General features: G+C 70.2%; 15 protein-coding genes. 6 read left to right on the top strand and 9 right to left on the bottom strand.

What is annotated here, in order from left to right:
* Positions 1-2 precede the first annotated feature (2 nt).
* From AC1DP3_RS15560 to AC1DP3_RS15545, 4 genes are read right to left on the bottom strand one after another with little or no spacing between them, the layout of a single operon-like run.
* Positions 3-1088 carry an FUSC family protein gene (locus AC1DP3_RS15560; protein ID WP_477294825.1) on the bottom strand — a complete coding sequence of 362 codons (1086 nt, stop codon included), beginning with the start codon at positions 1086-1088 and terminating at the stop codon, positions 3-5.
* Positions 1089-1133: 45 nt separating this feature from the next.
* Entirely contained in the window at positions 1134-1967 is an 834-nt protein-coding gene (locus tag AC1DP3_RS15555; RefSeq protein WP_477294824.1) for an FAD:protein FMN transferase, read from the bottom strand.
* The gene (locus AC1DP3_RS15550; RefSeq protein ID WP_477294823.1) at positions 1964-2557 is read right to left on the bottom strand and encodes an FMN-binding protein; all 594 of its coding nucleotides are present in this window, start codon (positions 2555-2557) and stop codon (positions 1964-1966) included. The genes AC1DP3_RS15555 and AC1DP3_RS15550 overlap by 4 nt, the downstream gene beginning before the upstream one ends.
* Before the next feature lie 9 nt (positions 2558-2566).
* Positions 2567-4000, bottom strand: a complete 1434-nt coding sequence (locus AC1DP3_RS15545) for a ferredoxin reductase family protein (RefSeq protein ID WP_477294821.1) — start codon at positions 3998-4000, stop codon at positions 2567-2569.
* A 127-nt stretch (positions 4001-4127) separates the two neighbouring features.
* On the opposite strand from AC1DP3_RS15545, the gene AC1DP3_RS15540 reads away from it, so the two are divergent.
* The 5 genes from AC1DP3_RS15540 to AC1DP3_RS15520 all read left to right on the top strand — a co-directional run bounded on the left by AC1DP3_RS15540 (position 4128) and on the right by AC1DP3_RS15520 (position 8568).
* Positions 4128-4475: a TraR/DksA family transcriptional regulator gene (locus tag AC1DP3_RS15540; protein ID WP_477294820.1), complete on the top strand. Its 348-nt coding sequence runs from the start codon at positions 4128-4130 to the stop codon at positions 4473-4475.
* The gene (locus AC1DP3_RS15535; protein WP_477294818.1) at positions 4475-4903 is read left to right on the top strand and encodes a YchJ family protein; all 429 of its coding nucleotides are present in this window, start codon (positions 4475-4477) and stop codon (positions 4901-4903) included. Before AC1DP3_RS15540 ends, AC1DP3_RS15535 begins: the two co-directional genes overlap by 1 nt.
* A gap of 84 nt (positions 4904-4987) precedes the next feature.
* Complete coding sequence (gene mmuM / locus AC1DP3_RS15530; protein ID WP_477294816.1) at positions 4988-5902, top strand: homocysteine S-methyltransferase; 915 nt, start codon at positions 4988-4990, stop codon at positions 5900-5902.
* 63 nt (positions 5903-5965) lie between these two features.
* Positions 5966-7396, top strand: a complete 1431-nt coding sequence (locus tag AC1DP3_RS15525) for an APC family permease (RefSeq protein ID WP_477294814.1) — start codon at positions 5966-5968, stop codon at positions 7394-7396.
* A 77-nt stretch (positions 7397-7473) separates the two neighbouring features.
* On the top strand, positions 7474-8568 hold the full coding sequence (locus tag AC1DP3_RS15520; protein WP_477294812.1) for an NAD(P)-binding domain-containing protein: 1095 nt from the start codon (positions 7474-7476) through the stop codon (positions 8566-8568).
* 35 nt (positions 8569-8603) lie between these two features.
* Here AC1DP3_RS15520 and AC1DP3_RS15515 read toward each other — a convergent pair whose 3' ends face one another.
* From AC1DP3_RS15515 to AC1DP3_RS15505, 3 genes are all read right to left on the bottom strand, one after another.
* Positions 8604-9056 carry a MarR family winged helix-turn-helix transcriptional regulator gene (locus tag AC1DP3_RS15515; RefSeq protein WP_477294810.1) on the bottom strand — a complete coding sequence of 151 codons (453 nt, stop codon included), beginning with the start codon at positions 9054-9056 and terminating at the stop codon, positions 8604-8606.
* 103 nt (positions 9057-9159) lie between these two features.
* A complete protein-coding gene (locus AC1DP3_RS15510) occupies positions 9160-9777 on the bottom strand; it encodes an NADPH-dependent F420 reductase (RefSeq protein ID WP_477294808.1) in 618 nt (205 codons plus the stop codon).
* Positions 9778-9886: 109 nt separating this feature from the next.
* A complete protein-coding gene (locus tag AC1DP3_RS15505; RefSeq protein WP_477294806.1) occupies positions 9887-10606 on the bottom strand; it encodes an MBL fold metallo-hydrolase in 720 nt (239 codons plus the stop codon).
* A gap of 77 nt (positions 10607-10683) precedes the next feature.
* Here AC1DP3_RS15505 and AC1DP3_RS15500 point away from each other — a divergent pair, with 77 nt between their 5' ends.
* Positions 10684-11211 (top strand): TetR/AcrR family transcriptional regulator, encoded by a 528-nt coding sequence (locus tag AC1DP3_RS15500; protein WP_477294805.1) that lies wholly within the window; start codon positions 10684-10686, stop codon positions 11209-11211.
* A 126-nt stretch (positions 11212-11337) separates the two neighbouring features.
* Here AC1DP3_RS15500 and AC1DP3_RS15495 read toward each other — a convergent pair whose 3' ends face one another.
* Positions 11338-11862 carry a hypothetical protein gene (locus AC1DP3_RS15495; protein ID WP_477294803.1) on the bottom strand — a complete coding sequence of 175 codons (525 nt, stop codon included), beginning with the start codon at positions 11860-11862 and terminating at the stop codon, positions 11338-11340.
* Between the two features lie 4 nt (positions 11863-11866).
* Complete coding sequence (locus tag AC1DP3_RS15490) at positions 11867-13960, bottom strand: primary-amine oxidase (protein WP_477294802.1); 2094 nt, start codon at positions 13958-13960, stop codon at positions 11867-11869.
* Positions 13961-13982 lie beyond the last annotated feature (22 nt).

Here is a 13982-nt window from a genome sequence, read left to right as displayed (position 1 = left end):
TCTCACTCGCGGGAGCGACCGCGGTCCCGCTTCGGGGAGCGAGGCTCGGTGAGGCTCTCATGGATGCGGCGGAGGTCTTCCAGCAGCGAGCCGACCAGCACCCAGTGGCTCGAGGAGGGCCGCGCGACCCGGAGCGGAGCGGTGAGCGCCGCCGTGTCATCGTCGACCGGCGATGCCACCGCCTGCGGGGGAGCGCCCCTGACCTCCGCCCGACTGACCATCAGCCGGACATCGTGCGCCGCGCGACGCAGCTGCTCGGCGATGGCGGGCACCGCGGGTTCGTCGTCGATCGACGAGTCGTAACGGTCGGCGCATGCCCGGGTCATGCCGATCATCTGGGTCACGATGGGGCGGAAGGTCTCGAGCAGCCCCTCGAGCACGTCCAGCTCGTCACGGTGGCGGCGAGCGCGAGGGTTGAGGGTCAGCGACTCGGCGCCGTCCTCGATCGCCTGCTCGGCGGCATCCAGCAGGTCCCGCACCCGGCGGGCGTCCTCGAGGAGCCGGGCGAGCTCGGACGGCGTTCGCGGGCTCTCGAGCGCGAGCGCGAGTCGGTCGAGCGACGTCGCGAGGGCTTCGCCGAGCTCGTCGACAGCCCGGTGGGCCGGTGCGACGGCGACCGGAGCCACGATCGCGAGATTGACGATGATCCCGATGGCGGCGCCGATCAGCGTCTCGAGCACGCGGTTCAGCGCGTACGCGGGCGTGGCGGTGCCGAGCGCGAGGACGAGGATGGCGCTGATCGCGACCTGATTCGCGGTGCCGGGCGTCATGCGCAGCGCCCAAGCCACGAGCAGTGCGACGGCGGTCGTGAGGAGGATGGCGCCCGTCGTGTCGCCGAGCAGGATGCCGAGCACCGAGGCGATGACGACTCCGGCGATCACGCCGACCGTGCGCTCGAGGGCACGGGTGAGCGATTGGTTCAGGCTCGGCTGCACCACCAGGAGTGCCGCGATCGCCGCGAAGACCGGCGGTACGCCCGGGAACAGCAGTCCCGCGATCAGCCAGGCGGCGCCTGTGGCGATCGCGGACTTTGCGACCTGCAGCAGCGGGGCGCGACGCGTCGCGCGGATCGTGGCGGGCATGCGCATGACTCCACGCTAGGGCGACCGGCCTTCGGCCGCTCCCCGAGATCTCTAGCGCGATGCCTGAGCGAACGGCCCCACGGGGTGCATGCTCACCTCGGTCGACCCCACCCACCTGCGCGTGCGGCCGTCATCCGACACGAGCAGCCCGGTGGTGGTGCGGGCACGGGAGAGCCACGAGAGGTCGTCGAATCCGGAGACCACCGCCGCCGTCGCCCAGACGTCGGCGTGCCCGAGACCGTGCGACACCACGGTCGCCGACGCCACTCCTGCCGCCGTCTCTCCGCTGCGCGGGTCGACGATGTGTCCGCCGCGCTCCGCGGACCCCGAGGTCGCGACGGCGCCCCTGACCACCTCGATCGTCGCGAGGATCCCGCTGGGCGCCGCCGGATCGGGGATGCCCACCCTCCACGTCCAGTCCGCACCGTCAGCTGTGAGCAGCTGCATGTCGCCGCCGATGGAGAGTCCGACGGCGCGGCATCCGTCGTCCTCCAGCAGGGGAGCGAGGTGCCGCGCGGCGGCTCGCTCGACAGCCCACCCCTTCACGTAGCCCGTCGGGTCGAAGCGACCGTCGCGCCAGGCCGAGAACCGGCCCTCGGTCGCGGCTTCCGCGTCGCGGCACTCGCACGCGACTTCGGAAACGAGGCGGTGGGCATCGGCGATCTGGATCTCGCCGCGGCGGATTCTCGAGATGTCGGACTCCCGGAGGAAGGGCGAGAAGATCTCCTCGGCGCGCGCCAGCTCCGCGAAGCAGGCCTCGATCCTGCGGTCGACCTCGAGCCCTGGGTCGGACGTGACGAGGCGGAGGCTCGCCACCGACCCCATGACCGTCCGCGTCCACGTTCGTCCCGCCGCTGGACGGGCCATCGTGCGTGACCCGCTCATGCCGTCGCCTCGTCGATCGCGCTCTGGAGCGAGCGGATGTAGCCGTCGCTCGTGTAGGTCGCGCCCGACACCATGTCGATCTGCGTGCTCTGGGCGTCGAGCGTCTCGGACACGAGGATCGGGACTGCCGTCTGGTTGATCTGGCGGTCACGCGGATTGCTCGTCGGGTAGTCGATGGCATCGGCAGCGGTGATCACGCCACCTGAGACGACGATCTGCACCTGGACGGGCCCGAACCGCGTGTTCACCGACGATCCGGTGTAGGTGCCGTCCGCCAGAGACGAGGACGACGCCGTGGCCGAGGAGCCGCTGGAGCCCGTCGAGCCGCTTGAGCTGTCCGACGAGCCCGATGGGCTCGAACTGCCCGCATCGCCCGATGCCGAGTCCTGCTGCGAGGCGTCGTCGCCGGTCGCGGCATCCTCCCCGGTGCCGTCCGTCGATCCGGTCGATCCGCTCGTTCCGCCGGTGCCGGTGTCACTGGCGGCCGGCGCTTGCGTGACGGGAGTCACCACTTCGAGCGACGTGCGATAGCTGAACAGGAGCACCAGGCCGCTGACGGTGGCGAGCAGTGCGTAGATGATCCGCTTCATGATGACTCCTCAGACCGTGAACGATTCGGTGTGAATGGCATTCGACGCCGCGCCGGCGGCGCGCAGGTCGCGGACGACGGCATCCATCCACGGCTGTGGACCGCACACGAACACGTCGTACGCCTCGAGATCCGGCGCGATGAAGCGCAGCAGATCCGATCCCCTCCACGCGGCGTGGGATGCCGGCAGCCAAGGCGATCCGCTCCGTGATCGCGGACCGGGAAGGTCGAGGTGCCGCAGACCGCGACGCGCGACGAGGTCATTCACCTCGCGCCGCCGCATGCCCGAACGGGGGTCGCTGTCGCGGGTGAGGACGGTGGCATCACCCGGGGCGAACGACTCGCCTTCGGCGATCGCGATGAGCGGGGCGATTCCGGCCCCGGCGGCGATGAAGAGCATCTTGCTGCGGGTGCGGGCCGCGCCGGTCATGGTGCCGTACGGGCCCTCCACGAGGACGCGCGTGCCCGGTCGCAGTGAGCGCAGTCGCTGGGTGCCGTCCCCGACGACGCGGGCCGCGATCTCGAGCCCGCCGCCGCGCGGGGCGGCCGCCAGCGAGAACGGGTTGCCCCTCGTCCAGCCGGGACCGTCCATGAACCGCCAGACGAAGAACTGCCCCGGGCGCGCGTTGAGGCGGTGGAGGTTCCTGCCGGTGACCCGCACGGCGACCCCGTCCATCCCGTCGGGCGTGACGCTCGCGACACGCAGGCCGTGTCGCCACGACCGGGCGAGGGGGAGCGCCACACGGAAGAGGATGACGGATGCCGCGGCCGCCGCCCACAGCATCCACCAGTAGGCGGTCGCCGCCGGTGACGAGAGGAAGTCCGCACCCGTCCAGAGCTGGTGGGGGAGCGCGAGCCCGACTCCGAGGTAGGCGTACAGGTGCAGAAGGTGCCACGACTCGTAGCGCAGACGCCGACGGGAGCGCCGGATGGACGTGACCACGACGAGCACCAGAAGGAGCGTCCCGGCCGTGGCGAGCAGCATGCCGGGGTAGTCCACGACGAGCGTCCAGAGCTCGGCGAGCACGTCGACCTGCGCGGTCACGGCGTACCCCACCGCGATGAGGGCGATGTGGGCGGCCATGAGCCAGAACGACCAGAATCCGACCAGACGGTGCATGCGCGTGATGCCGTCCCGTCCGAACCCGCGCTCGAAGAGCGGGATCCGGGCCATCAGGAGCACCTGGTAGAGCAGCAGGTTCGCCGAGACGAGCCCGGTGATGCGGCCCAGAGTGGTCAGCGTCTCGCCGTTGACACCGACGAGGGCCTGGATGCCGCCGCCCGACACCCACAGCGCCACGACGAAGAGGCTCGTGAGCCAGATGACCGTCGTGGCGGCGATGTTCCACCCCCGGGCGGCCGGACCCCGCCCAAGCCGGCGAGGAGCCGAGAGAGGCTGCGCTGCGCTCGCGGCGGTCGCCGGGGTCGTCGCGTAGGTGGTCATGTCCCCACGATGAGGCGCCGACCTTTGCGTGGGCTATGTGCGCTCGGTGAGCTTGTCGAGCTTCGGGCTTGCGGCCGCAGCTCACGGTGACGAGCCGTGTCGCCCGTCCCTCGTAGGCTCGAACATCATGACCGGCACCGACGACCTCCTCCGCTCCGAGCGGGCCGCGGCCGAGCGCCGGATCGCACAGCTGGATGCTGATATGGCCACCCTGCGCCGGGACCGCAGCAGCGAATCGTCCGACGACGAGCACGACCCGGAGGGAACACCCCTCTCCGGCGAGTGGTCGCGGCTCGCCGGCCTTCACGACGCCGCTGTCGGAGAGCTCGCGGAGATCGACGCCGCCCTGCGCCGGTCGGCGGCCGGGACGTACGGCGTGTGCGAGGACTGCGGCAGAAGCATCCCGGCCGCCCGGCTGGAGGCGCGGCCGACCGCCACCCGGTGCGTCGACTGCGCGGCGAAGGCGAGCCGGTGATGTCATTCGGGCAGGCGGCATCCCGTCCGAGAGGATTCGCCATCGTCCGCGGGGGAGACCCCTGCCCCTGCGGCAGCGGCGCCACCTTCGACGGATGCTGCGCCCGGGTCCTCGCGGGCACACCGGCCGCGACCGCGGAGGCGCTGATGCGCTCGCGCTACTCGGCGTTCGTCGTCGGCGACGAGCGGCACCTCGCGGAGACGTGGCATCCGCGCACGCGCCCAGAGGCGATCGACCTCGACCCCGCGCTCCGCTGGACGGGGCTCGAGATCATCCAGTCGGAAGCCGGCGATGCGGACGACACGCGGGGCACGGTCGAGTTCCGTGCCCTCTGGCGGGACGGCGGCGCGAGGGGTGCGCTGCACGAGCGCAGCCGGTTCATCCGGTACGCGGGCCGCTGGTGGTACGTCGACGGCGATGTCGAATGACCCGGCCGCCCCCCACATCACAGTGTCATTGCGACACGGTCTCGGGACGGGATCGGCCACTCCGGCGCCCATAGACTCCCCGGCATGACAAGCCTCCGCGACGCGATCGAAGCGGGGCCCGTGGTGCTCGACGGAGGCCTCGGGACCCTCCTTGAGGCGCGCGGGAACGACCTGTCGTCGCCGCTCTGGTCTGCGCAGCTGCTCCTGGAGCATCCGGCCGAGATCCGCGCGGCCCACGCGGAGTTCTTCGCCGCCGGAGCCAGGGTCGCCATCACCTCGTCGTATCAGGTGAGCTATGAGGCGCTCCAGTCCGCGGGTCTGGATGCCGGCGGTGTCGACCTCCTGCTGACGCGCAGCGTGCAGCTCGCACGGCAGGCGCGCGCCGACGCCGGCCTCGCCGGCGAGGCATGGGTCGCGGCATCCGTGGGTCCCTTCGGAGCATCGCGTGCCGACGGCAGCGAGTACACGGGCGACTACGGCCTGACCGTCGGCGAGCTGCGCGCGTGGCACCGGCCGCGGCTTCACGCACTCGCGGCAGCGGGCCCCGACCTCCTCGCGATCGAGACGATCCCCTCGCTCGCCGAGGTCGAGGCGATCCTCCTCGAGCTCGAGGAGCTCGCCATGCCCGCCTGGCTGAGCGTCACGATCGCCGACGGGGCTCTCCGTTCGGGCGACGGTCTCGCCGAAGCCCTCCAGCGTGCCGCCGCCTCTCGGTCGGTCGTGGCCGTCGGCGTCAACTGCTGCGATGCGCTCGACGTCGCGGCGGCCCTGTCGATCGCGCGCTCTGTGACCGACAAGCCGCTCCTCGCCTACCCGAACAGCGGCGAGACCTGGGATGCGGTGCACCGCAGCTGGTCCGGTCTCGGCACGCCGCTCGAGTCGTACGTGCCCGCCTGGATCGACGCTGGGGCGCGCCTCGTAGGCGGCTGCTGCCGGGTGACCCCCGCGCAGATCAGCTCCGTCTCGGCGGCGGTGATGGGCGCGGCCGCCGTCCACTGACGACCCACCGGCCTCGCGTGGGCGACCCGCTACGCTGACGAGCACGCGAGGAAAGGACACCCGGTGGGTCTACGCGAGCAGCTTCTTCGTCGGAAGCCGATCGTCGCGCCCACCGCGACTCCCGGTGGCCTGCAGCGCCGGATCGGCACGTTCCAGCTGACCATGCTGGGCGTGGGCGCGACGGTGGGAACCGGCATCTTCTTCGTCATGCACGAGGCGGTGCCGCTCGCCGGACCCGCGGTCATCATCTCGTTCCTGCTCGCCGGCCTCGCGGCGGGTCTCTCCGCCCTCTGCTACGCCGAGATGGCCTCCGCCGTGCCGATCTCCGGCTCGACGTACTCCTACGCCTACGCGATCTTCGGCGAACTGATCGCCGTGGGCGTCGCCGCGTGCCTGATGCTCGAATACGGCGTGTCGACGGCAGCAGTCTCGTCGGGATGGAGCGGCTATCTCAATCAGCTGCTCGATGATCTCCTGGGCTGGCGGATCCCGGTCGAGCTGAGCGCGGCGCCCGGCGCCGGCGGCATCGTGAACCTTCCCGCCATGGTGCTCGTGGGACTCTGCGCCCTGCTCCTGCTGAAGGGCACGCGTGAGTCCGCCGCCGTCAACGCCGTGATGGTGCTGATCAAGCTCGGCGTCCTCGTGATGTTCGGCGCGATCGCGTTCACCGCCTTCAACGCCGACTACTTCGCGGACTTCGCTCCGATGGGCGCGGCGGGCGTCACCGCCGCCGCGGGGACGATCTTCTTCACCTTCATCGGGCTGGATGCCGTCGCTACAGCGGGTGACGAGGTGAAGGACCCGCAGCGGTCGCTCCCTCGGGCGATCCTCACCGCCCTCGTGATCGTCATCGCCGTCTACCTCTTCGTGGCCGTGGCGGCTCTCGGAACCCAGCCGTGGCAGGACTTCTCCGACCCCGCGCAGCAGGAGGCCGGGCTCGCGATCATCCTGCAGGACGTCGTCGGCGCCGACTGGCCGGCGACGGTGCTCGCCGCCGGAGCAGTGATCTCGATCTTCTCCGTCACGCTCGTGACGCTCTTCGGACAGACGCGCATCCTCTTCACGATCGGACGTGACGGACTGCTGCCGAAGATCTTCGCCCGCGTGAACCCGCGCACCCACACGCCTGATTTCACGATCCTCGTGGTGGCGCTGGGAGTGGGGCTTCTCGCGGGATTCGTCCCACTGTCGAACCTGTGGGACCTCGTTTCGATCGGGACGCTCGTGGCCTTCATCGTCGTGTCGATCGGTGTGATCGTCCTGCGCCGCCGGCGGCCGGATCTTCCCCGCGCTTTCCGGGTGCCGGGGTACCCCGTCGTCCCGATCCTCTCCGTCGCCGCGTGCCTCTACATCATGTCGGGACTGCCCGGGACGGCGTTCTTCTGGTTCTTCGTCTGGCTCGCGGTCGTCGTCGCGTTCTATCTCCTGTGGGGCCGCCATCACGCGACGCTCGCCGACCCGGTCGCCGAGGCGCGGGAAGAGGCGGGGGAGTAGCCCCGCCCACGCCCGTCAGCTCGCTTCCGGGGAATGCGCCGCGGAATAGCCACCGCCTCGACCCGGTTCTGTGCTCTGTGGATCCTGTGAGCGTCGACGTCGTCGTGATCGGCGCGGGACAGGCGGGCCTCTCGGCGGCGTACCACCTCCAGCGGCGCGGCTTCGTGCCGGTGTCGCGCGCAGGCGCCGCCGACGACAGCTTCGTCGTGCTGGACGCGAACCCGTTTCCGGGCGGTGCGTGGCAGCACCGTTGGGTGTCCCTCCGGATGGCGACGGTGAACGGCATCCACGAACTCCCGGGATTCGCCGTTCCGCCCGCCGACCCGGGCAGCGCGAGCCGCGACATCCTGCCCGCCTACTTCTCGGAGTACGAGCACCGGTTCGACCTCGAGGTGCGTCGGCCCGTCCGCGTGAGCGCTGTCCGTCGCGCGGACGACGATCCCGCGGGTCGTCTCCTGGTCGAGACCGATGGCGGAACGTGGACGGCACGCCATGTGGTGAACGCGACAGGCACCTGGACTCGCCCGTTCTGGCCGCGCTATCCCGGTCAGGACGTGTTCCGCGGCCGCCAGCTGCATGTCGCCGACTACGTCTCGGCGGATGAGTTCGCAGGCCGCCGAGTGGTCGTGGTCGGCGCCGGCGTCTCAGCCGTGCAGCTGCTCGACGAGATCTCGCGCGTGGCCGACACCCTGTGGGTCACGCGCCGCGAGCCGAAGTGGGCCGAGGCCGACTTCGACCTCCCCGCGCGGGTCGCCGCGATCGCCGGCGTGGAAGACCGCGTGCGCCGCGGGCTCCCGCCGGGCAGCGTCATCTCGGTGACCGGCATGCACTGGACGCCGTGGGCGAGGGCAGCGGCGGCGCGCGGGGTGCTGGTGCGGCATCCGATGTTCGCCTCGATCGAGGAGACGGGCGTGCGGATGCCGGACGGGACGTTCGAGCCCGCCGACGTGATCCTGTGGGCGACGGGCTTCCGGCCGGCGCTCGACCACCTCGCACCCCTGCGACTGCGGACCCCCGAGGGCGGCATTCGTGTCGCGGAGGGCCGGTCCATCGACGAGCCGCGCCTCTTCCTCATCGGGTACGGTCCGTCGCAGTCCACGGTGGGAGCCAACCGCGCGGGCCGGGATGCTGTGCGCGCGATCGTCGCCGACCGTTCGGCGCTCGCGGCCTGACTCGGGCACCCGCCGAGGCGCAAAGGGGCGCGCTGTCAGTCGGTCGCCACCCTGCCGAGTCCCTCTCGGATGGCGGTGAGCTGCGTTCGGGTGAGGCGGTCGAGGAAGAGCTCGCGCACAAGGGCGATGTGCCCGGGGAACACTCGGCCGAGCAGCTGCTCGCCTGGCGGAGCCAGCCTGATGAGGACGGATCGCGCGTCCTCCTCGCTGGTGCGCCGCGAGATCAGCCCCCGGCGCTCCAGCTGGGATGCCTGGTAGGTGATCCCGTTCTTGGAGGCCACCAGCCGATGTGCGAGGTCGGTCATGCGCAGTTCGCCCGCGTCGTGCACCTGAGCCAGGATCGTGAACTGGGTCTCCGTGAGCTCGAACTCGCGGAGCTGGCGAGCGACAGCCTGCTGCAGCCGGTCGCCGGCCGCCCGGAGGGCGAAGTACGCCGACAGCTCGTCGCGGCTGATCGTCTGGTCCACCGCGGATTCCGTCTTGCGCATGACCCCCACGCTATTCCGATGGGCGATGTGTCCGTGGGGGATCTGCCCTCCGGAACGGATGCCGCCGGCGAGGAGACGTCCAGCCGGCGGCGTGGCTTTGCGCTCAGCGGACGATGGCCAAGTTGAACTGCGGGCTCCGAAGCGCTGCCATCAGCCCTGCGAAGAGCAGGAAGTAGTGCTCAGCCGCGCGCGCGGTCTCGATGCCGCCCAGGTCGATCTGCTGGTCGTCAGCCCAGCCCAGGTCTCCGAGAAGGGCCGACACCGCGGATTTGGCATCCGCGTCATCTCCGGAGAGGAACACAGTGGTGGGCGCGGACAGCAGCGAAGGGTCGACGCCGATGGGTCCCCCCACCGTGTTGAGCGTCTTGACCACCTTCGCGCGAGGCAGCGTCCGCTGCAGGCGCTCCCCGAGACTGGAATCGGGGTAGATGAGGTCGAAACGCTGGTCCACCGCGTTTCCGATGTCGATCAGCACCCGCTCGCCGATCGCATCGGCCAGCGGGGCCAGGGTCTCGAGCGAGTGTGCGGCAGCGAGAGCGCTGATGATGAGGGTCCCCTGGGCGATCGCCTCACTGTGACCGGCGACCGGCGCAGGCAGATCGGAGGGTGCGTCGGGAGTGCGGGATCCGAAGACGACGGAGTGGCCCGCCCGCAGCAGTCCGCCGGCAAGCGTCCGTGCCATGTGTCCCGTTCCCAGGATCGTGATTGTGGTGCTGTCCATGTCGGCTCATCTCTTCCGTGCGCCCGAAGGCACGATCGTGTTGGTTCTGATTGGAACAGACCCCACGCCGAGAATATTTCCAATTGGGACTAATTGCCCTGGCCGGCGGTCAGCGATCCTCGCTGGCCGCACGCACCGCTGCCGCCACGTCACCAGGCGATCCCCTCCAGGGCGTGCCATGCCCGGGAAGCACCCACGACACATCCAGCGCCGCGAGTCGCTCCAGCGATTCGGATGCTTCGGCCGGATCATCGGTGAAGGGTGCCGGCTGCAGCCCCTGACGGCCGGTGAGGACATGGCGAGTGGTGAGGGCGTCTCCGACGAACACGGCATCCGCGATCGGCACATGGACGGCGATGCTGCCGGGGGAGTGCCCGGGCATGCCGAGGATCACGGGTGACCCCGGCAGATCCAGCACCTGCCCGTCCTTCACGGTCACGACCTCCTGTACATACGCGGTGCGAAACGCGTTCTTCCGCAGCCCATAGGCGAAGAAGCCCAAGGTGGGCGCGAACCTCATGYGCCCCAGAGGAGTCTTCGGCTTCTCACCCGTCTGTGTGCGCACGGCGTCGGCCGCATGGACGTAGACCGGGACTCCATGCTCATGGCGCAGCCGCTCCGCGAAGCCGATGTGGTCGCTGTCGCCATGGGTGAGGATGAGGCCCCGGATGTCGCGCGGCGACTTTCCGATCGCCTCGAGCTCGTCCTGCAGGTCTCGCCAGTGGCCGGGGAGCCCGGCATCGACCAGGGTGATGCCCTCGTCGGTATCGATCAGGTAAGACGCGACGATGTCGTTCCCGAGGCGGTGGAGGTGCGGAGCGAGCTTCATGGCGGATCCTTCCGGCGGTTGTCAAAGCTACGGTAGATAGCTATCATGGCTAATGTCAATAGCCATGAGGAGATCGCATGCCCACGCCGGACAGGACATCGCTGGCGGAGATCGTGGACGCCGGCCGCGAGGTGCTCGAAGAGGGAGGACCGTCACGGCTCACGATGCAGAGCGTCGCCGACCGCGTCGGAGTTCGCGCGCCGTCTCTCTACAAGCGCGTGCGCGACCGTGACGCCCTGGTCGCAGCGGTGATCGCCGCGACCATAGACGACCTCACGGATCGGCTCGAGGCCTCCGACCGTTCGCTCGAAGGGCTCACCCGCGCCTATCGGGAGTTCGCGCACGACCGTCCGGAGGGGTTCCGCCTCATCTTCTCGACCAGCGCGCCGCAAGCGGCACTGGGCCGGGCGTCCGCCGCGATCCTCGAAACCGCCCGTGCGGTCGCCGGCGATGCACGCGCGCTCGAGGCCGCCCGGCTCGTCACGGCGTGGGCTACGGGGTTCGTGCAGATGGAGCTCGCCGGCGCGTTCCGGCTCGGCGGTGACCTCGACGAGGCCTTCGCCTTCGGAATCTCGGTGCTGCGGCGCGGGCTCGGGACCGTCTGACCGGTTTCACGTCGGACGGCGTCTCGTGGCGTCCCGGCCCGGCGTTGCTGTGGCCGGTCACCGCACAATCTCCGCGACAACGGTCTGGTCAGACAGCCGAACCGCCGTCGTACCCGCGGGAGCAGCTCAGAGGAGCGATGCGAACGCCATCGCGACGGCGGAGGCCCCCATGCCCGCGTACTGCGCGCGATCGAGCCATCGGGCGGAGCGCACCGCTGCGACACCGGACGCGGCGGCGTACAGCGCCACCGCGACGATGATCGCGAAGGAGAGTAGTGAGCCGGAGGCGCCGTGGCTGTGCTCCGAGGCAGACATCATCGTCGGGCCGCCGCCCGTCATGGCGACCAGGAGTGCCGCCATGACGATCAGCCCGAAGGCCGAGTGCAATGTCATGGCGCGATCGCCGTGTGGCGCGCGCTCGCCACGCCGCCGTGCACCGCGCAGCGCGGCGAGCGCCATCGCCGCAGCGAGCAGCAGGATCGCCCAGTAGATCGGCGCGATGACCGAGGAGTACGCGGCATCCGCCATCGCCACGAGCATGAGAACCGACACCGAGAGCTCGGGCGCCCGCACCCGCCGGCGATCGGCTGCGAGGCAGCACGTTCCGATCGCGGCGGGCGCGAGCGCCCAGACATGGAGGAGCTCGGTCATCGACTCACTGATGGTGGTGGCCGTGGCCGGCGTGATCCGTGCCGTGAGCGCCGTGGTCGTGCGCGCCGTGGTCGTGGTCGACGTGGGCGTCATGCGCGCCCGGGGTGGGGCCGTAGCCGCCCGCTGTCGCGTGGGCCGACCCGGTGTCCGCCGAGCAGTGTGCCGACGCGGGTGCAGGAACATTCAGCACAGGGTTGCGCTCGAAGAAGTTGTACGGCTTGAGCGTGAACTTGGCGTAGTCCATCGGCATGACGGGCCAATCCTCGTTGCGCGGAAAGTGCGTGAGGCCGAAGGTGTGCCAGAGCACGACATCCTCGCCGACGAGCGGCTCGTCGCCGGCGATGAACTGCGGGATGCCCGCCCCGCCCGGATGCTGGTTCACGAAGTCCCCAGCCGCGTAGCGCTCGTCGGGGTCGTACTTGGTGACGAAGAGGTTCTTCGTCGCGAAGGCGGCCCGCTCCGTGATGGAGGCCGAGGCGTCGGCCATCAGCGTCGGCGTCTCGGTCGGGAAGAGCACGTACGACGTGGCTTGACCAAGCGACGTCGTCTTCTCGGTCGACGCGATCTGCCACACCCGGTTGAGGGATCCGTCCGCGACTCGTCCGGACACCTTCTCGGAGAGGATCGGCGTCACGCGCTTCGTGAAGGCGTTTCCGTACGGGTTCTCCGGCGACACCGGCAGCCGTACGGCGTCGATCTCGTTGACGACGTTCGCGACACCGTCCACCGTGAGGTCCAGGCGCGCCGAGAAGAGGTGCTGGTGGTACGGCGCGCCCAGACCGGGCGCGACCTGAGAGGCGTACGGGTAGGGCGTGCCGTCAGCCGCATCGCCGGGGAAGGCCGACGTGAACAGAATGCCCGTGAGCTTCGCCTCGCACTCGATGGTGCCGTCGAGGTAGAGGTACCAGTAGAAGCCGTAGTCATAGTTTCCGACCGTCGTGAAGAACGAGATGACGAGACGCCGCGCGCGGCGCACTTCGCTCGAACCGGTGAAGATGTCGGTGTGCTTCCAGAGGGTTCCGTAGTCCTCCTCGTGCATGCAGACGCCGTTGCGGACGGTGCGGGGAAGCCCGAGCTCGTCCGCGAGGATGGCGTCGAAGTACCGGATCTCGCCGACGCAGTCGCACCCGAGCTCGAGCTCGTTCGTGTAGCGGCCGAAGAGGTATTCGCCGGTGTCGAAGTAGTTCTGCCAGAAGCGGTTCGGCGAGGGGTCGGCATACGGCACCACCATCTCGCTGATCGAGCCGCGGTAGAGGACGGGTCGTCCGTCGAAGGAGAGCTGCCGGAGGATCAGGCCCTCGCGGGTGTCGAAGCCGATGCGCAGGTCCCATGCGCCCCACTTGACGTGCTCGCCGTCGACCGTGTAACTCGCGCCCTCCGGCTGGGTGATGACGATCGGGGTCAGACCCTCCAGGGGTGCGCCCTGCAGTTCGGGGTCGTCGAAATTGCCGCTCGTGGCGGGAACGGCGAAGCCCGGTGTGTCGACGATCTCGATGATCGATCGGTCGGCCACGTCGATGTAGGCCGTGAGGCCGTCGACGGGGTGCGCCCACGGATGGTCGGAGGGGTGCAGCTGCTGGAACGCGAAGGTGCGGAGGATGCGCCGCCCTTCCTCCGCGGCGCGGCCGTAGTGGCCGGCCGAGAGCGGTACGAGCACGACGTCGTCGGGTGTGAGGCCGCGCTTCGCGAGCGCGGCGACCCACTCGGCGCTCGCGTTCGCGATGACGCCGACCTCCTCGAACTCCGCGTCGAGGATCGGCAGCTGACCGTCGGTGCCGTCGAGCACCGTCTCGCTCAGAACCGCGCCTGTGTCGATCGATACGACGAGGTCGCTCGAGCGCGTCGTCGCCATGTCGAGCAGCTGTACTCGCGCCTTGCGCTCGGGAAGTGCGCCGCCTGACTGCCAGGTCAGGACCTCACCCTTGGCGGGCTCTTCCAGGCCCACGTATGCGAAGCGCACCGTTTCGGTCGTCTCCGGGATGCTCAGCACGATGCTGCGGACGGCCTCGATCTCGCTCGCGGTGAGCGACGAGAGGGGATGCTGCGGCGCCGGCGGGGCGGCGTAGGTCGCGACGGCCTCGATGTCGGTGATGCTCATGGTTCTCCTTGTGTGTCGGGTC

It is taken from the genome of Microbacterium sp. P5_B6 (assembly GCF_056400345.1).
Note: the sequence above shows the minus strand (reverse complement) of the source record. Positions and strands in the feature narration are given on the sequence as shown.